The organism is Streptomyces sp. NPDC046759 (assembly GCF_040645475.1).
In the GTDB taxonomy this organism is placed as follows: Bacteria; Actinomycetota; Actinomycetes; order Streptomycetales; family Streptomycetaceae; genus Streptomyces.
Map to the genome: position 1 here is coordinate 166,408 of NZ_JBEYYJ010000003.1, position 18,277 is coordinate 184,684.

13 protein-coding genes and 1 pseudogene are annotated in these 18,277 nt (G+C 73.8%); 5 read left to right on the forward strand and 9 right to left on the reverse strand.

The genetic code is table 11. The annotated features are described in order from the left end of the window. Positions 1 to 58 precede the first annotated feature (58 nt). Together ABZ919_RS05510 and ABZ919_RS05515 are read right to left on the reverse strand one after the other, a co-directional pair. The gene (locus tag ABZ919_RS05510; protein ID WP_361243108.1) at positions 59 to 2,317 is read right to left on the reverse strand and encodes a phage holin family protein; all 2,259 of its coding nucleotides are present in this window, start codon (positions 2,315 to 2,317) and stop codon (positions 59 to 61) included. A 200-nt stretch (positions 2,318 to 2,517) separates the two neighbouring features. Beyond that, the gene (locus tag ABZ919_RS05515) at positions 2,518 to 2,949 is read right to left on the reverse strand and encodes a hypothetical protein (protein WP_361243109.1); all 432 of its coding nucleotides are present in this window, start codon (positions 2,947 to 2,949) and stop codon (positions 2,518 to 2,520) included. Between the two features lie 84 nt (positions 2,950 to 3,033). On the opposite strand from ABZ919_RS05515, the gene ABZ919_RS05520 reads away from it, so the two are divergent. Together ABZ919_RS05520 and ABZ919_RS05525 are read left to right on the forward strand one after the other, a co-directional pair. Continuing rightward, the gene (locus ABZ919_RS05520; RefSeq protein WP_361243483.1) at positions 3,034 to 3,807 is read left to right on the forward strand and encodes an MBL fold metallo-hydrolase; all 774 of its coding nucleotides are present in this window, start codon (positions 3,034 to 3,036) and stop codon (positions 3,805 to 3,807) included. A gap of 14 nt (positions 3,808 to 3,821) precedes the next feature. Then, positions 3,822 to 4,439: a VTT domain-containing protein gene (locus ABZ919_RS05525; RefSeq protein WP_361243485.1), complete on the forward strand. Its 618-nt coding sequence runs from the start codon at positions 3,822 to 3,824 to the stop codon at positions 4,437 to 4,439. Between the two features lie 90 nt (positions 4,440 to 4,529). Here ABZ919_RS05525 and ABZ919_RS05530 read toward each other — a convergent pair whose 3' ends face one another. The 3 genes from ABZ919_RS05530 to ABZ919_RS05540 form a co-directional block, all read right to left on the reverse strand. After that, positions 4,530 to 5,822, reverse strand: coding sequence for an MBL fold metallo-hydrolase (locus tag ABZ919_RS05530; RefSeq protein ID WP_361243111.1), 1,293 nt, complete (start codon positions 5,820 to 5,822; stop codon positions 4,530 to 4,532). Next, positions 5,705 to 6,961 (reverse strand): aminotransferase class I/II-fold pyridoxal phosphate-dependent enzyme, encoded by a 1,257-nt coding sequence (locus ABZ919_RS05535; protein WP_361243113.1) that lies wholly within the window; start codon positions 6,959 to 6,961, stop codon positions 5,705 to 5,707. The genes ABZ919_RS05530 and ABZ919_RS05535 overlap by 118 nt, the downstream gene beginning before the upstream one ends. Positions 6,962 to 7,315: 354 nt before the next feature. After that, entirely contained in the window at positions 7,316 to 7,708 is a 393-nt protein-coding gene (locus tag ABZ919_RS05540) for a hypothetical protein (RefSeq protein WP_361243115.1), read from the reverse strand. Positions 7,709 to 8,600: 892 nt separating this feature from the next. Here ABZ919_RS05540 and ABZ919_RS05545 point away from each other — a divergent pair. Both ABZ919_RS05545 and ABZ919_RS05550 read left to right on the forward strand, forming a co-directional pair. Continuing rightward, a complete protein-coding gene (locus ABZ919_RS05545) occupies positions 8,601 to 10,394 on the forward strand; it encodes a thiamine pyrophosphate-requiring protein (protein WP_361243117.1) in 1,794 nt (597 codons plus the stop codon). Positions 10,395 to 10,464: 70 nt separating this feature from the next. After that, a pseudogene (locus ABZ919_RS05550) lies at positions 10,465 to 10,695 on the forward strand (transcriptional regulator); the annotation flags it as partial. Positions 10,696 to 10,726: 31 nt separating this feature from the next. On the opposite strand, the gene ABZ919_RS05555 reads toward ABZ919_RS05550, so the two are convergent. Next, entirely contained in the window at positions 10,727 to 11,359 is a 633-nt protein-coding gene (locus ABZ919_RS05555) for a TetR/AcrR family transcriptional regulator (protein ID WP_361243118.1), read from the reverse strand. 104 nt (positions 11,360 to 11,463) lie between these two features. Next, complete coding sequence (locus tag ABZ919_RS05560; protein WP_361243120.1) at positions 11,464 to 15,570, reverse strand: beta-ketoacyl synthase N-terminal-like domain-containing protein; 4,107 nt, start codon at positions 15,568 to 15,570, stop codon at positions 11,464 to 11,466. A 287-nt stretch (positions 15,571 to 15,857) separates the two neighbouring features. Here ABZ919_RS05560 and ABZ919_RS05565 point away from each other — a divergent pair, with 287 nt between their 5' ends. Further along, the gene (locus ABZ919_RS05565) at positions 15,858 to 16,679 is read left to right on the forward strand and encodes an AfsR/SARP family transcriptional regulator (protein WP_361243122.1); all 822 of its coding nucleotides are present in this window, start codon (positions 15,858 to 15,860) and stop codon (positions 16,677 to 16,679) included. Here ABZ919_RS05565 and ABZ919_RS05570 read toward each other — a convergent pair. Continuing rightward, the gene (locus ABZ919_RS05570; RefSeq protein ID WP_361243124.1) at positions 16,669 to 17,409 is read right to left on the reverse strand and encodes an alpha/beta fold hydrolase; all 741 of its coding nucleotides are present in this window, start codon (positions 17,407 to 17,409) and stop codon (positions 16,669 to 16,671) included. The genes ABZ919_RS05565 and ABZ919_RS05570 overlap by 11 nt on opposite strands. A 26-nt stretch (positions 17,410 to 17,435) precedes the next feature. Beyond that, a complete protein-coding gene (locus tag ABZ919_RS05575) occupies positions 17,436 to 18,140 on the reverse strand; it encodes an SDR family oxidoreductase (RefSeq protein WP_361243125.1) in 705 nt (234 codons plus the stop codon). Positions 18,141 to 18,277 lie beyond the last annotated feature (137 nt).

Sequence of the window (18,277 nt, forward strand, 5' to 3'; positions counted from 1 at the left end):
GGGTGGAGGGTGCGGCTCGAACAGTGTGCGGGTGCGGCGGTGCGCGCGCAGCCGATTTTCAGGCGGCCCGCTCGTCCTCGGTGCCGTCGGTGCCGTCGGTTCCGTCGGTGCCGGCGCTGGAGGTCCCGGTGCCTTCGGTTTCGGTGCCGTACGTCCTGATGCCGTCGGTCCCGGCGCACTCGGTCCCGGTGCCCTCGGTCAGCGGTACCTGGGGCCCGCTCAGCTCGCCCAGCCAGCGGCGCAGCACCTGGTGCACCTGCTCGGCACCGGTCAGTTCCGCCGTGCCGTCGACCGGTGCGGACAGATCCCGCGGTGAGAGCAGGAACGGGCGGGACTGGGCGCCGCCGAGGCCGCCGTGGGAGCCGATCTGCTCCTCCAAGGCGAGGACCTCGCCGTCGACGGCGTCGAGGGCGGAGTTCACCATGATGTCGCCGGTGTGCGGGAAGGAGTGGGTGCGCCGCACGGCGTCGGCGGCACCGGGGCCGAAGAGGGCCAGGGGACCGGACCGGTCGTCGAGCCCGGCGAGCGGAATCTCTGCGCCGTGGGCACCCAGCACCACACCGTCGTGCTCCGCACTGCGCACCAGCAGGAAGCCTATGCCGGGGTGGTTGGCGAGTGTGGTGAGCAGGGCGGGGTGGCGGGCGTCGATCTCCTCCTTGGTCATGCGGTGGGGCACGCCCGGGAAGGAGACCAGGCCGAGGTTGCCGGAGGCCAGCACGATCGGCTCGGACCCCGGGGCCGGACGGCGCTGCTCGTTCCTCTCCTCCACGGGCCGGCGCAGCGCGGCACGCACGGCGGCCCGGGCCTCGGCACCGCTGTGCGTGCGTTCGGCGGTGCGCGGTACGTGCAGCCCGCAGCCGGCCCGGACCAGGTCGCCGAGGGTGAGGCCGTACCGGGAGCGGAAGGTCTCGCCGGGGCTCTGCCCGTGGTCGGAGAGGACGACGATGCGGTACGGGCGGGGGGCGTGTTCGGCGACCCGCTGGAGCAGGGCGAGGCAGCGGTCGAGGCGTTGCAGGACCTTCCCGGCGTCCCGGCTGTGCGGACCGGAGTGGTGGGCGACCTCGTCGTAGGCGACGAGATCGGCGTAGACGGCGGTGCGGCCTGCGAGCATGTCGCCCATCACCGCGGCGACGACGACGTCCCGTTCGACGACGGTGGCGAAGGCGCGGACGAGGGGGTACAGCCCGCCACGGCTCACGCGGGGGCGCTGCCCGCCGATCCGGGCACGGGTGGACTGGCCGATCTCACGCGCCACCTCGGCGACGAAGGACAGAGCGGTGCGTACGGCGTTGGCCGGGTCGGAGAAGTAGGCGAAGTAACCGGCGCGGGAACGGTTCTCCCGGCTTCGGCGGCGCGCCGCGATGGACAGGACGAGGGCCTGCTCGCCGGCGCCGCCGCTGAAGAGGTTGCCCCGGCTGGCGCCGTCCACGGTGAGCAGTCCACCGTCGCCGGTGCGCAGTACGGCTCGGCGCTGCAGTTCGGCGGCGCTGGTCGGCCGGTTGCACACCATCACCTCCCCGCGCTCCTTCTCGTACCAACGGAAGGCCGGCACGTCGAAGGCGCTGCCGTGCAGGATGCCGAGCTGGCTGGCACCGGTCTGACTCGACCAGTCGGTGCGCCAGGGGGTGAGGTGGTGGGTCGGCGAAGCGCCGTCGTACGCCGGGGGTGGACCGCCGCCCGCCGCCGGTATGTCCTCGCGGCCATCCCCCGTTGTCCGTACCCCATCGCCCTTCCCCAGCCAGCGCCCCACCGTGGGCATCAGCCCCTTGTGGACCGCGTCCACGAGCACGTCGTGGCCGACACCGTCGAGCTGGACGAAGACCAGGCCGGGTGTGGCCGGGCAGGGCGGGCCGGATCTGCGGCGCAGGGCGGCGAGGCGGTGCAGGCGGCGCCGGTACGCCTCGTCGTCGCGTACGGCGAGGGCCGCTCCGGTGGCCGAGGCGACGGCGGACATCACGGCCGCCACGATGACGGCGGTCTCGGGGGCGGCCTCGCCGTGGCCGGAGGGGGTGATGCGCAGGGCGAGCAGCAGCAGGGAACCGTTGAGGAAGAAGACCAGCAGGCCCAGCACGAGCGCCGGGACGAGGAGCAGCAGCCGGACGAGGAGCGGCCAGACGACGGCCGACAGCACACCGAACGCGCCGGCGCCGCAGGCGGCGGTGATGGCGATGCGGGTGGCGCTGTCGCCGTCGGCGGACTGGAGTTGAAAGTCGGGCAGCAGTGCGGCGAGGGCCAGCATGGTGAGGGTGGACACCGCCCATACGGCGATGCTCCGCCCGATCTGACTGGCAACCCGCCGCCATCGCACGCTCAGCACGCCTCGTCCACCTCACCTCCCCGCCCGCTCGAAGCCCGGGCCCCGCCCCACCCTGTCACACGAGGTCCACCGCACGTGATGCCGATCGCGACGACTCCGCGGTGGAGCCACGACGTCATGGACAGGCGCACCGGACGACCGCACGCCCGTGCTCGTGCTCGACGTGCCCGTGTCCGGCGGGGGCGGATCCCAGCCCCCTGCTAGCGGCCGTCGTAGCCGGCCGTCGGCATGGACAGCCTGCGGTGGACGCGGGCCTTCATCTGCGCGTCGTACGACGGCTCGGCCCGCCCGACGGTCTCCACGCGCACGCCGCGCCGCGCGCACTCCGCGGTGAACGCCTCGACGGAGGACAGGGCCCGGCGGAGCACGCGCATGCTGGGCGCGACGAACACGTCCACTCCGGGCCGGACGCCGTCCCACAGTGCGCCGTGGTCGAAGCGCAGTCCGCCGACCAGGAGCTCCCGGGCGATGACGTAGCCGCGTTCGGCGGCCCAGCGGGCGCACATGGCGTGCTGGCTGCGGGAGTCGACGAGGAAGGGGTCGGCTTCCAGCTCCTCCAGGGGGGTCAGGCTGGCGATGGCGATGACCCGCACCGGCGCGGGCGTGTCGGAGGTACCCCGCAGCTCTCCCATGGCGTCCCCCTCACCTCCGGGTTTCGCCGCAGACCCTACTCCTGCCCGTAGGCTTCGGGGAGTCGCGTGAAGGAGGCGAAGAGGGTGCCGGTGGAGATCACCTGGTGGGGTCACGCCACCTGCACGGTGCGGGACGGGAACATACGGGTGCTCACCGATCCGCTGTTCGCGCGCCGGCTGGCGCACCTGCGGCGGCGCCAGGGTGCCGTGCCGCCCGACGGGGCCCGCCACGCGGACGTGGTGCTCGTCTCGCATCTGCACGCCGACCATCTGCATCTGCCTTCGCTGGCGGGCCTCGCACCGGGCACGCGCCTGCTCGTGCCCCGGGGCGCACCACGGGCGGTGCCGGGTCTGCGCCGTCTGCGTCAGCTGTGGGTGACGGAGGTGGTGCCCGGGGACGCGGTGCGGATCGGCGAGCTGCTGGTGCGGGTGGTTCCGGCGCTGCACGACGGGCGGCGGCTGCCGGTGGGGCCGCGCCGTTCACCCGCGCTCGGCTATGTCGTGGAGGGTGAGGCACGGACCTACTTCGCCGGGGACACCGGGCTGTTCGACGCGATGGCCGACCGGGTCGGGCCGGTGGACGTGGCGCTGCTGCCGGTGGGCGGCTGGGGCCCGTACCTCGGTGAGGGGCATCTGGACGCCGCGCGGGCGGCGCGGGCACTGGCGCGGCTGGCGCCGCGGGCGGCGGTGCCGGTGCACTACGGGACGTACTGGCCGATCGGCATGGACGCGGTGCGGCCGCACGAGTTCCATGCGCCGGGCGACGAGTTCGTGCGGCTCGCGTCCGTGGCGGCACCCGGGGTGGCGGTGCACAAGCTGGGCCACGGCGAGAGCGTGTGGCTGGAGGTCGCGCGGTGAGGTCGCCGGCCTCCCTGGCGGTGCTGGCCGCCGCCTCCACCACGTCGACGCTTTCGCCGGAGTCGACGCAGCAGGCGGCCGGGTATCCGTCGCTGTTCCTGCTGGTGCTGATCGGGGCGCTGGTGCCGGTGGTGCCGACCGGGGCGTTGGTGAGTTCGGCGGCGGTGGTGGCGTTCCACCAGACGGCGCCCTTCTCCCTGGCTCTGGTGTTCGCGACGGCGTCGCTGGCGGCCTTCCTGGGGGATGCGGCGCTGTACTGGCTGGGGCGGCGCGGGATGCGGTCGCGGAACGGGTCGCGGTGGCTGGAGGCGATACGGGCGCGGGCGCCGGAGGAACGCCTGGCGCAGGCGCGGGGGAAGCTGGCCGAGCACGGGGTCGCGGTGCTGGTGCTGTCCCGTCTGGTGCCGGCCGGTCGTATTCCGGTGATGCTGGCCTGTCTGATGGCGGAGTGGCCGCTGCGGCGGTTCGCCCGGGGGAACCTGCCGGCCTGCCTGGCCTGGGCGGCCACTTATCAGGTGATCGGCGTGCTGGGCGGTTCGTTGTTCCCCGAGCCGTGGGAGGGGGTTGTGGTGGCGGTGGCGCTGACCGTGCTGATCAGCGCGATACCGGGCGTGGTACGGCGGTTCCGGTAGCGCCGCCCGGGTTCCTCTCGTCTTCGGGGTCGCGGTGCGTTGTGGCTTGTCGCGCTGTCGCACGGTGGCCCGCGCCTTCGTCGAGGCGCCTCAGTCGAGCACCTTGGAAGCTCCGACCGGCAGGTCCCACAGGTCGTCCCGCTCCAGTCCCGCCTTCTCCCAAGCCGCCCGGACTCTCATGAGCGGTTCCAGGACCGGCTCCGCCGAGAGGATGAAGGTGCCCCAGTGCATGGGGGCCATGCGACGGGCGCCCACGTCGAGGGTGGCCTGGACCGCTTCGTCGGGGTCGCAGTGGACGTCGCTGAGCCACCAGCGGGGGTCGTAGGCGCCGATCGGCATCAGGGCGAGGTCGATACCGGGGTAGCGGCGGCCGATGCGGGAGAACCAGTGGCCGTAGCCGGTGTCGCCGGCGAAGTAGAGGCGCTGCCCGTCGCCGTCGGTGAGGACCCAGCCGCCCCAGAGGCTGTGACAGGTGTCGGTGAGGGTGCGCTTCGACCAGTGGTGCGCGGGGACGAAGTCGAAGCGGACGCCGGACAGTTCGGCGCCCTCCCACCAGTCCAGCTCGGTGACGCAGGTGAAGCGGCGGCGCCGGAACCAGCGGCCGAGGCCGGCGGGTACGAACACCGGGGTGGTCCGCGGGAGTTGGCGTAGCGTCGGGGCGTCGAGGTGGTCGTAGTGATTGTGGCTGATGACGACGGCGTCGATGCGGGGCAGCGTCTCCCAGGGGACGCCGACGGGGGTGACGCGGGCCGGGGTGCCGAGGATGCGACGGGACCAGACCGGGTCGGTGAGCACGGTCAGGCCCCCGATCCGCACGATCCAGCTGGCGTGCCCGGCCCAGGTGACGGCGAGGGTCCGCCGGTCGACACGGGGCAGCGGGGCGGGGGCGCAGGGCAGCCGGGTGACGTCGGCGAGGCCTTCGGCACCGGGACGTACGGCGCCTTCACGGGCGAAGCGGGCGAGCGCCTTCAGGCCGGGCAGGGGGGCGGTGAGCCGGTCGTGGAAGGTCCGGGGCCACACACGGTGTTCGCCGAGAGGGCGGGGCTCGGCCAGCGGAGGGAAAGGGGGCGTCAGGGGGCCCGGGGCGCCGGTCTCACGGGTCGGGGCGGGCGCCATGGTCGTCGTACGGGCCGTCGTGGTGACGGTGGTGGTCGTGGTCGTCGTGCTCGTCGTCGCGCCCGATCCGGGCTCACGCGTCTCGGGTTCATGCGTCTCGGGTTCATGCGTCTCGGGCTCATGCGTATCGGGCTCATGCGTCTGCTGCGTCATCGAGGAGGCTCCCATCGCTGAGCGTCGTCGCGGAGATCGTCGAGGACCGATGTCAACGAGATCAACGCGCGTTGCACGTGCGGCAGTTCCAACGGCGCGGGTGAGGCGAGGCATTCCGCCCGCTCCTCGTCCGTGCCGCCCAGCAGGGGCCCCGTGGCGAGCCGTACGCGCAGGGCCCCGAGGTCGTCGCCGAAGCGGTGGCCGCCGGGCGCGGGCATGCCGAGCCGCGCGGTGAGGAGGTCCTCCAGATCCTGGGCGTCCCCGACACCTTGCTCGGCGAGGAGTTCGCGCAGCGGGCCGAGGTCGGCGTACAGGTGGCGGCCGGCCTGCGGGGGGCGGGCGAGTCCGCCGGCGGCGACGACGGCGGCGTGCGCGGCGGCGGCCACGCGCGCGTGCAGCCGAACGGTGGCCTCGCGCCGCTCGGTGACGGGCGGGGGTTCGTCGAGGGCGTAGCCGGCCGCGGCGGCGACGGGCACGGCGATGCGGGCGCCGAGCGCGGTGAGGACGTCCAGCACGCGCGCGTGGAGCTGCCGCCCCGGTTCGGCGGCCGGGAAGCGGGCGACGCCGGCGGGCCAGCCGGGGGGCAGCAGGGAACCGGCGAGGTCGGTGACGACGGTGACCCGGTCGGGCCACATCTCGGCGGGGCTGAGCAGGACGGTGTCGTGGGGGTGGTGCACGGTGTCGCGCCAGGTCTCGTCGCTGACGAGGTGCAGTCCCTCGGCGGTGGCGGCCTCGACGGTCTCGTGCAGGAGTTCCGGCGGGGCGACGGTGGCGGTGGGGTCGTCGGCGACGGACAGCACGAGCAGCCGGGGATCGCCCCCCTCGGCGCGGACCCGGCGGACGGTCTCCAGCAGCGCGTAGGGGTCGGGGACGCCGCCGCTCTCGGCCGGGGTGGGCACGTGGTAGGCGGGCCGGCCCAGCACCCGGGCGTACGGCGCCCACCAGGCGGCACAGGGGCGCGGGACCAGGACGTCGGCCCCGTCTCCGGCGAGTGCGGCGGTGAGGGCGAGCAGCAGCGCCGGGGCGCCCGGTCCGGCGGCGACCTGGTCGGGGACGGTGGGCAGGCCGCGCCGGGTCCAGTAGCCGCAGGCCGCTTCGAGGAGGGCGGGCGCGCCGCCGACGGGCTGGGCGTCGGCGCGGCCGGCGGCGGCGGCGAGCACGGCGGTGAGTTCGGGAAGCACGGGGAGGCCGTCGGCGGGCAAGGGCGGCCCGTAGCGGACGGGGCCGTGGCCCTGGGGGTCCGTCCGCCGCATGTCCGCCTCCGCACGGTGCTGGTGCCGTGTGCCGCCGTTTCCGGGCCGGGTGGCCGGGGCGGGCGGGCCCTGTGGTGCTCGATCGGTGTCGTGCCGTCCGTGGCCGGCTGTACCGGCCGGGGTCCTCAGTGCCCCGTCCTGTCGTCGTTGTCGCTGCTCATCACCGTCCGCCGCTGGTCGCCCCTCGTCCTGACCGGCCCTTGTTGTCGTGGTGGTCGCTTGGTCGCTGGTCTGGTCGCTGCTGTGGCTCGGGGCGGTGGTGCCGCCTGGTGTGGCAGACGCCTGCCGGGGTCCCTGTGAGGGGGTGTACCCGCCGAGCGGCCCTCCAAGGGGGGTGACCCGGCGTCGGCCCGGTCACACCTCCGAAGGGGGGCCGTCCGTGGAGCGCCTGAGGCCGTACAGCCGGTAGCCGGCCCCGCCGCAGGCCGCGGCGATGAAGACGGCCCCGGCGGCGAGGGCCGGGACGGAGTCGCTGAAGGCGCCGCCCTCGCCGGCCTGTACCCCGTGCTGCACGGTGGGCGGGGCGCATCCGTCGGTGTCGCGGGACTGCCGGCCGTCCGGTCTGCCGCAGTCGTGGCCGTCGCGGCAGAGCTCGTCGGGGGCCTGCGCGCACCGGTGGCCGAGATCGGGACCGTCGTGGGAGCCGCCGCACTGCTGCGGGGCGGCGCACGGGCCGGGGACCCTGCCAGGAGTGGCTCCGCCCACCGGGGGCACGCTCGCATGGCCGGCGTCGGCAACACCGCCCACCGGCGGCACACCCCCACTCCCCACATCGGCAGCAGCGCCCACCGGGGGCACGCTCGCATGCCCGGCGTCGGCAACACCGCCCACCGGGGGCACACTTGCATGGCCGGCGTCGGCAACTCCGCCCACCGGGGGCACTCCCCCACGGCCCACATCGGCAGCACCGCCCACCGGAGGCACGCTCGCATGCCCGGCGTCAGCAACACCGCCCACCGGAGGCACGCTCGCATGCCCGGCGTCGGCAACACCGCCCACCGGGGGCACACCTCCACTCCCCACATCGGCAGCACCGCCCACCGGAGGCACGCTCGCATGCCCGGCGTCGGCAGCACCGCCCACCGGAGGCGCACCCCCACTCCCCACATCGGCAGCACCGCCCACCGGAGGCGCACCCCCACTCCCCACATCGGCAGCACCGCCCACCGGAGGCACGCTCGCATGCCCGGCGTCGGCGGCGGTGGCGGCGGGCGCGGCCAGGGCGAGCACGGCACCGGCGGCGAAGGCGACGGACAGGGCTCGGGCGGTGCGGCGCATGGGGAGGGCTCCTCGGCGGATAGGGCGGGGCGGTCGGCGGTGGTACGCCTGACCCCGGCACGGCAGTGCGCCGGGCACCGGTGCGTACGGCGGCGCGGGGCACTGTCCTGCGGCGTCACGGGTACCGGGCACGGGCGTGCCCTCGCTGCCATGACAGCCCGCGCGGCGCCGCGGCGCGCGCGGCCGGACCCCATTCGCGGGACGGGGTCGGCCGCCCGGGTGACGGACACCGGCCGCCGTCCGGAACCCACCGCCCGCGCCGCCCGTGCCCCGCCCCGGTAGGTTTTCCGTCCCCGGTGCAGGTGACTCGGTAGGTAACTGAGCGGATGGTCCGCTTCGAACCGCACGGGGAGGTCCCTCCATGAGCACCAAGGTCTCCGACCACATTCTCGAGCGCCTGCGCGCTTGGGGCGTGGAGCAGGTCTTCGGCTATCCGGGCGACGGCATCAACGGACTGCTGGCCGCGTGGGGCCGCGCCGAGGACCGCCCGCGGTTCATCCAGGCGCGGCACGAGGAGATGTCCGCCTTCGAGGCGGTGGGATACGCGAAGTTCAGCGGCCGTCTCGGAGTGTGCGCGGCGACGTCGGGACCGGGCGCCATCCATCTGCTCAACGGTCTGTACGACGCCAAACTCGACCACGTGCCGGTGCTGGCGATCGTCGGCCAGACCAACAGGACCGCGATGGGCGGCTCCTACCAGCAGGAAGTCGACCTGCACACGCTGTACAAGGACGTCGCCTCGGACTTCGTGGAGACGGTGACGGTGCCCGAGCAGCTGCCGAACGTGCTGGACCGGGCGATCCGCACCGCATACGCCCGGCGCAGCCCGACCGCCCTGATCATCCCGGCCGACGTGCAGGAACTGGACTACTCGCCGCCGACGCACGAGTTCAAGATGGTGCCCTCCAGCCTGGGCATGAGCGACTACACCGCGACCCCGACGGACGAGGCGCTGCGCCGGGCGGCGGACGTGCTGAACGAGGGCGACAAGGTGGCGATCCTGGTGGGCCAGGGCGCGGCCGGCGCGGTGGCCGAGGTGCAGGAGATCGCCGAGCTGCTCGGCGCGGGCGTCGCGAAGGCGCTGCTCGGCAAGGACGTGCTCAGTGACGAACTGCCGTACGTCACCGGGCCGATCGGGCTGCTGGGCAGCCGGCCCTCGTACGAGCTGATGCGGGACTGCGACACCCTGCTGACGATCGGGTCGTCCTTCCCGTACACGCAGTTCATGCCGGACTTCGGCACGCGGGCGGTGCAGATCGACATCGACCCGCACATGATCGGTATGCGTTTCCCGTACGAGGTGAACCTGGTCGGTGACGCCAAGGCGACGCTGCGGCGGCTGCTCCCCATGCTGAACAGCGACCGGGGCGGGCGCGAGTGGCAGGACACGGTGTGTGCGAACGTGAAGCGCTGGCACGAGACGATGGAGCGGCGAGCCGCTCTGTCGGCCGATCCGATCAATCCGGAGCACGTCGCCAGGGCGCTGGATCCGCTCCTGCCGGACAACGCGATCCTGACCTCCGACTCCGGTTCGGTCGCCAACTGGTACGCCCGGCACATCACGATGCGGCCGGGCATGCGGGGTTCGCTGTCCGGGACGCTGGCGACGATGGGACCGGGTGTGCCGTACGCGATCGGCGCGAAGTTCGCCCATCCGGACCGCCCGGTGTTCGCGCTCGTCGGCGACGGCGCGATGCAGATGAACGGCCTGGCGGAGATGATCACGGCGGCGAAATACCGGGATCGCTGGTCGGATCCGCGGCTGGTGGTGGCGGTGTGGAACAACCAGGACCTCAACCAGGTGACGTGGGAGATGCGGGCCATGGAGGGCGCCCCGCAGTTCCTGCCGTCGCAGTCGATCCCCGACGTCCAGTACGCGGCGTTCGCCCGCTCGCTGGGTCTGACCGGGATCCGGGTGGAGAAGCCGGAGGACGTGGAGGCGGGCTGGCGAGCCGCCCTGGAGGCCGACGGGCCGTGTGTGATCGAGTTCCTCACCGACCCCGCGGTACCGCCGATCCCGCCGCACGCGACCTGGGAGCAGATGGAGGCCACGGCCGCGTCGATCCTGAAGGGCGACGCCGACCGGGGTTCCATGGTCAAGCAGGGTCTGAAGGCGAAGGTGCAGGAGTTCCTGCCCGGCAAGGGCAAGAGCTAGCGCTGCGACGAAATACGGAGACGTCGTCGGGGTTGACGTCGACGCCGGGCGGCACGGCAGCTGGTGGGCCGACCACGACGTCTTCCAGCGCACCCACGGCACGAAGCGCTACCACCACGCCCTCGTCGGCGACCTCGTCCTGGGCTACGAGTCCTCCACCGCCACCGACGACCCCGACCAGATCCTCGGCATCTACACCGCCGAACCGTCTTCGCCGTCCTACGACCGCCTGAGGCTCCTCGCCGGCTGGAGCAGCGCCGCACACCGGCCCGACGACTCCCGCGTTCCGCCGCACAGCTGAGTGCGCACGGAACGGTGGAGACGAAACGCCCTCAGCTCACGGACGTCGCCGGCCGGGGGTAGGACAGGATCCCGGTGAGCAGGATGCGCAGCACCTCGCGCAGCTCGATGTGGAGCGGGATGCGCGGCTCCTGGCTCTGGGACCAGCGGTAGAGCAGACCCAGATAGGAGTCGCGGAGAATGTTGCCGACCCGCATGGGGTCGATGTCGACGGCGATCTCACCGCGCCGGCGCCCCGCCTCGATGATGGTGGCGAACACGTGCCCCGCGTACGGCTCCTCCAGCAGCGGCCGCCCCGCCTTCACCCATGCCTGGAGCATCGCGGAGGTGATCTCCCGCTCCGTCTCGTTGAACTCGGCGAGTGCCAGCATGCAGCGTTCCAGATGGACCGTGACCCCGTCGTCGCGGGTGTGCATGGATGCCTCCATGCACTCCTCCAGGCGCTGTTTGCGTGCTTCGGCCCAAGCGGTGACCAGGTCTTCCTTGCGCTGGAAGTAGTTGAAGAAGGTCCCGCGGGCCACGTCCGCGTGCTCGGCGATCTGGTCGATCGTGGTGCCGTCGTACCCCTGCTCGGCGAACAGGGTGAGTGCGGAGGTGTAGATGCGGTCTCTGATCCGCTGCTTGCTGCGTTCGCGGCGCCCGAGGGGGGCCGGTCCGACGGTCATGTGCTCCTCGCTTCTCACGGCTCTGTGAGATCCCCCGGCCTCCGAATTTATACCACAGTACATGGATGGATCGTGGACTGCGGGCCGCCCCCGCGCCCCGGCCGTCATCGGCCCCGGATGCCGACGAGCGCCGCGCCGTCCGTGGGGCCGGTGCGGGCCGTGGCCAGGGAGGTGGCGATGTCACCGATCGGCTCGGGCCCGAGCAGGCGTCGGGCCGTGACATCCACGCCCAGGTGCTGGTTCAGCCGCGTCCTCAGCTCCGTGGCCAGCAGCGAGTCCAGTCCGAGGCTGCGCAGCGACCGGCGTGGGTCCAGCCCGGAGACGGAGATGCCGAGCACGGTCGCCGCGTGCCGCAGCACCTCGGCGTCGAGGACCGCCCGTGCCGGCGCCTGGGGCGGCGCCGCGGCCGTGAGGCCGGTGTGACCGTGCCGGGTGCGGGGCGGGCACGTCGGCTCGTGCGGCCTTACGCCGCGGTACGGCCGTGCGCCCCCACCGGCCGCGGACCGGCCCGCGCCGGCGTGCACAGGCTCGCCCGGTACGGCGGCGGCACCCGGTCCGGGGACGGCAGCGGTTTCCGTGGCCCCGGCGTCCGCGTGCCCGGCCCCGGCCGCCTGCCCCACGGCACCGGCCGCCTCCCCCGACTCCGTCGCGGCGTGCGGCGGCAGCGGGCGCAGGAGTATGTCGAGGAACTCCGCTATCAGTCGTCCGTCCGGCGCGAGGAGCCGGACGTCACAGCGGGCCTCGCCGTCCCGGGGACCGGGGACGCAGCGGGCCAGCGACCAGTGGTCCGCCGCCAGCGCGCCGGGGTCGGCGACGTGGACCCGGCCGAAGGACACCGGCAGGAAGGAGCCGGACGAGCCCGGCACGGCTGCTCCCGGCCAGGCGGCCGCCATCGTCACCAGCGCCGCCTCCAGGGCCGCGGCAGTGCCGGGGCCGGGGACCGCCCCGGACGTACCGCGCATCCGGGCGACGCACTCGCCGTCGTCGAGCCACAGTTGGGCGGCCGTACGCAGCACGTCGTCGACCGCCATGGCGCGCGCCTGGATGCGGCGGTAGAACTCGGCGCCGGGCACGTACTGGCGGCACCGGGTCAGCGCGTCGTCGAGTGTCTCCTGACCCTGCCGCCGCTCGGGCCCGCCGTCCGCTCCCGCGTCACTCGCCGTCAGCACCCGTCCCGTCAGCAGGACCTCGCCGTCCCTGCCGTCCTCGGTGTGCACGGCGGTGACGGTGAAGGCGAACGCCCCCCGGTCGGGTAGGGCCGTCAGGCCCACCCGCACGCCGGCGTTCCGCGCCCGCTCGAGCTCCAGGGGCCGGGAAGCGAACTCGACGTCGCCGAGCACCCCGCCCCGGCCACCGGTGACGTCATGGGCGGCTCGGCGCACGGCCTCCAGGTACAGCACCGCGGGCACCGCTGTCGTACCCCCGCTGCGCACCGCGCCTCCCACGGCCGGCAGGCCGAGGTCGAGGAGGGGGAAGTCACGGCTGAGGAGGGCGGACGATGCGGTCACGGCCGGCTCGCGGCGGAACCGTTCGAGGTCCCAGGCGTACGCCGGCAGCGGAACAAAGGCCTGCGGCCCCTGGCCGTCGGACCCGTGGCAGCGTTCCCAGTCGACGCGGCCCCCCTGTGCGAAGATCCGGCCGATCGCGCGCAGCAGGTTCTCGGGTTCGGGCTGTCCGCGCTTGAGCGTCACCACGGCGGACGGTGCCTCGCCGCGTTCGTCCAGGACGGCGTCGACGGCCTGGGTGAGCAGGGGATGGGGGCTGATCTCGACGAAGACGGTCTCCTCCGGTTCGGCGGCCTTGCGGACGGCGTCCACGAAGCGCACCGGGTCGCGCAGGTTGTCCGCCCAGTAGGCGGCGTCCAGCTCGGTGCCGTCGACGCTCGCGCAGCGGACGGTGGACAGCATCTCCACCGCCCCGTCCCGCGGAGACAGGCCGGCGAGGGCCGTGCGCAGATCCGCCAGCAACTCGTCCATCAGCGGAGAATGGGACGCGACGTTCACCTTCACGGGGTGGCAGGAGACGCCGTCCCGCTCCAGCCGGGCGGCGATGGTGTGCAGCGCCTCGGTCTCGCCGGCCAGGACGGTGGAGCGGGGCGCGTTGAGCGCAGCGACGCACACGGCACCGGCGTGGGGTGCGGCGGCGACGGCGGCCGCTTCCGCGTCGAGCTCGACGACGAGCATCGCCCCGCGTCCGGCGAGCCGGGCCATCAGGCTGCTGCGCCGGCAGATCACCGCTGCCGCGTCCCGCGTCGACAGCGCCCCCGCCGTACGAGCGGCTGCCACCTCGCCCATGCTGTGTCCGAGGCACAGGGCGGGCTCGACCCCCTTGGCGCGCAGTGCCGCCGCCAGGGAGACCTGTACGGCCCACAGCAGCGGCTGTACGACGGCCACGTCCTCCCAGGGCTCCGTCTCGCCCGTGCCGTCCTCGCCGGTCAGGGTCTTTGTCACCGACCAGCCCAGTTCGGCGCGGACGGCGGCGTCGCAGTCGGCCATGGCCCGGCGGAAGTCCGCGTCCTGCTCGAGCAGCCGGCGTCCCATGCCCCGCCATTGCGCGCCCTGCCCGGGGAAGACGAAGGCGATGCGGCGGTCTGCGCAGAAGGGTGCCTCACCGAGACCACCGTCCGGGGTCTCCTCGCCGCGCGCCAGGGCGCGCAGGGTGGCGGCAAGTTCCTCGTGGCTGGTGCCGACGGCCCACAGGCGGTGCGGGCGGGGGTCGCGGCGGGTGGCTGCGGCGCGGCAGACGGCCGCCAGGGAGTGTGCGCGCCCCGGGCCGCCCGGCTCCAGGTGGGCGGCGTAGCGCTCCGCGAGTCGGCGCAGGGAGGTGGGGGTGTGGGCGCTCAGCACCAGCAACTGGAGGGTGTCCGCGTCCCGTTGCGGGGCGGGGTGGCTCGCCGTCGGCGTTGTGCCCCGGGTGGTGCGCGGGTGACCACCGACGATCACCTGCGCGTTGGTGCCCGAGAGACCGAAGGACGACACGCCGAGGACGGCGGCCGGGCCGGCCGGCTCCAGCGGGGTGTTGCGCGTGACGACCTCGAGCGGCACGTCCGCCTCGGTGAGGACCGGGTGGGGTGAATGCTGGTGCAGGGAGGCGGGGATGACGCCGTGCCGGGCGATCAGTACGGCCTTGATCAGGCCGGCGATCCCGGCGGCGGCCTCGGCGTGACCGATGTTGGTCTTCACCGAGCCGACGCGCAGCGGACGGCGGGCCGTCGGATCTTCACGCAGCACGTCGGCCAGGGCGCGCAGCTCCACCTCGTCGCCGACCCGGGTGCCGGTGCCGTGGGCCTCCAGGAAGTCGAGCCGGCCGGGGGTGATGCCCGCGTTGCGGCAGGCCGCGCGCAGCATGTGGGCCTGCCCCGGCACGGCGGGCTGGAGCAGCAGTCCGCTGCCGGCGCCGTCGTTGGTGACGGCGCTGCCGTGCAGCACCGCCAGCACCGGATCGGCGTCGCGCAGGGCGTCGTCCAGCCGCTTGAGCAGGACGGCACCCACGCCCTCGCTGCGCACGAATCCGTCACCGGAGGCGTCGGCGAACTTGCAGCGGCCGTCCGGGGCGAGCATGCCCCCCTGGGAGTAGGTGACGGCGTCGGCGGGCGACATGATCACGTTCACGCCGGCGGCGACGGCCAGGTCGCTCTCGCCGCAGAGCAGGCTCTGCCGGGCCAGGTGCACCGCCACCAGGGAGGAGGAGCAGGCGGTGTCCACGACCAGGCTGGGGCCCCGCAGATCGAGCGCGAACGACACCCGTCCCGCGGTGACCGCGCGCAGCCGGGCGCCCGCCATGCCGTGCACGTCCATCGGTGTGTCGCCGGCCTGTTCCCCGTACTCGGCGGTCGCCTGCCCCACGAACACGCCGGTGGCACTGCCGGCCAGGGAGGACGGACGGATGCCCGCCGCCTCCAGCGCCTCCCACACGACGTGCAGCAGGAGCCGCTGCTGCGGGTCCATGGCGAGCGCCTCGCGCGGCGCGATGCCGAAGAAGGCGGCGTCGAAGCCGTAGGGGTCGTCGAGGAAGCCGCCGTGGCGGGAGACCGTGCGGCCCGGCACGCCGGGCACCGGCCCGTAGTGGGGGCCGAGGTCGAACCTGTCCTCGGGGACGGGCGTGACGGCGTCGGTGTTGTCCAGCAGGAGCCGCCAGTACGACTCCACGTCGTTCGCCCCCGGGAACCGGCACCCCATCCCGATCACCGCTACCTGTGCTGTGCTGCTCACGCGCATCGCCCCCGTCGCTGGCTGGTTCGGAATCCAAAAATATACTGAAGGCTATCAATGCCTCGCGGCGGGGCCGGTGGTCAGTCGTCCGTCGCAGGGTGACGAGCCGGTGGCGCTTCCAGGAAGCAGAGAAAGGGGGACACTTGGGACGAGCTCGGCTCAATATTGGTGTGCCGTGCATCAAAATTCACGCTACCGTTGCGTCAAAGGTGACCTTGAGTCCATGAATAAACTGATACACATGCTTGGGTAGTCACGTCCGGTCACCGGCCAAGGAGGAATGACCCATGATCGCCAGAGTGCTCGGACCGCTCCGGGTCACGGTGAACGGCACCTCGGTGGTCCCGACCGCGGTGAAGGCGAAGAAGCTGATGGCGATGCTCGTCCTCAACCGCGGGCGGGTCGTGCAACGTGCCACGATCGAGCGTGAACTGTGGGACCTCGACGCGCCCAGAAGTGCCTCCACAGGCATCCAGAACTGCGTCATGTGGATCCGCAAGGGCATCGGATGCGCCCAGCAGGGCGATGCCGGCCGTGGCGCCAAACAGACGCTGGTCACCGAACCCACCGGCTACCGTCTGGAGGTGCCGGGAGACCAGTTCGACGTCGTCCGCCACCAAGCGCTCGTCGCCCAGGCGGGCGCCGCCGAGGTGCGTGGAGACCTCGCCGAGGCTTCCGCCCTGCTGAACGCCGCGCTGAACCTGTGGCGCGACGCCCCGCTCGCCGACGTACCGGCGGGGCCCGTGCTGCGGGCCCATGTGCGGCGCCTGGAGGAGGACCGCAAGGCGGTGCTCACCCAGCGCCTCGCCCTGGACCTGCGGCTGCACCGGTACGCCGAGGTCGTCGGCGAACTCCACGCGCTGGTCGCCCTCGACCCGTACGACGAGGTGCTCTACGAGTACCTGATGCTCGCGCTGTACCTCTCCGGCCGTCGCAACGACGCGCTCACCGCGTACCAGCAGGCCCGCATCGCGCTCGCCGACGGCGTGGGGCTGGAGCCCTCGCACCGGCTGCGCGGCCTGCAGGAGCGCATTCTGGTCAGCGACGAGGCTCCGGCCGGCGTCCTGCCGGGCTGGCCGGAGCTCGTGGCCGAGCCCGTCAGAAGGTGAGGGAGAGGTCCGCCCGGGACCCGGACCGCCGCAGGGATGCCGTGAGTTCCTCCAGCACGACGGCCTGGCCGGATGCCGTGAACGGGAAGAAGTGCCCGCCCTCGGTCACGCGCGAGCGGAACGCACCACCGGTCAGGTGGCCCCAGAGCGGCAGCCCGGCCGGCGGGACGAGCGGGTCCTGATCGCCCGCCAATGCGGTCAGCGGTACGTCGACGCGCAGCCCGTCCACCGCGATCAGCGCCTCCTGGGCGAGCGCCAGATCGTGCGCCAGGGCCCGGTGTCCCGGGGACAGCGAGGCGTCGTCCAGGGCGACCGGGGAAAGCCCGTGCCGCGCGAGGACGGCCGACAGACCCGCGCGGGTGCCGAGGAGTGCCGGCCGGGGGAAGGCCCGCCGCCCGGGCATCGAGCAGGACACCACCAGCGCGTCGCAGCGCACCTGCCCCGGGTGCGCGACGAGGAGGGCCAGCAGCGCCCCCAGGCTGTGGCCGTAGAGAACGGTGTGGCCCGCATCGGGCGTCCGCAGTTCCGCCGTGATGCCGGCGAGCACCTGCGCGAGCGTCGTACGGGGCGAGAGATCCGCGCGCCGCTCGCGCCCGGGCAGAGTGACACCGACGACCTCGACGTCCGGCGGGAGCGGCGCCAGGACCTCCCGGTAGCGACGCGCCCCGCCCCCGGCGTGCGGGAAGACGACGACGCGCGGGCCGCCGGGCCGCGCCGCGGGACGCAGCACTTCCGTCCAGCACCGCACAGGGTGGTTCACAGGCCCATGCCCAGTCCGCCGCTGACGGGCAGGACCGCGCCGGTGATGTAACCGGCCTCCTCGCCGGCCAGGAAGCGGATCGCGGCCACCACGTCGTCCACGGTTCCGGGGCGGCCGAGCGGGGTCATCCCCATGACGTCGCTCATGCGCCGGCCGGACAGCGCCGCGGTCATGTCGGTGGCGATGATGCCGGGCGCCACCACGTTCACGGTGATTCCGCGGTCCCCGAGTTCCCACGCGAGGGAACGGGCGAGGCCCGGCAGGGCCGCCTTGGAGGCGGCGTAGTTGGTCTGGCCGGGAGCGCCGAGGAATCCCAGCACCGAGGAGACGAGGACGACCCGGCCGCGGCGCGCGGGCAGCATGCTGCGCACCGCGGCCCGCACGGCGGCGAACACCCCCGTCAGATTGGTGCGCAGCACCTCGTCGAAGTCCTCGTCCGACATCCGCAGCATCGGCCGGTCCCGGGTGATGCCGGCGTTGGCCACCAGGACCTCGACCGGCCCGTGCACGGCCTCCGCCTCCCGCATCGCGCGTTCCAGCGCCCCCGGCTCGGTGACGTCCGCCTTGACGCCGAGCACGCCGTCCGGAGGGCTGCCCGTACGGTGGCTGACGGCGACCTTGTCGCCGTCGTCGGCGAAGGCGCGGGCAACGGCATGACCGATACCTCGGTTGCCGCCGGTGACGAAGACCGAGCGGTTCATCGTTGTCTCCTTGTGAGAGAGCCGGCGTGTCGGCCGGCGTGTCGAAGGCCCGTGCGTCCGCCCCCGCCCGGCCGGGCGGACGCACCGCGCGGGTAGGCAAGGGTAAGGCCGCCGTGAAGAACAGAACGGGAGAACGG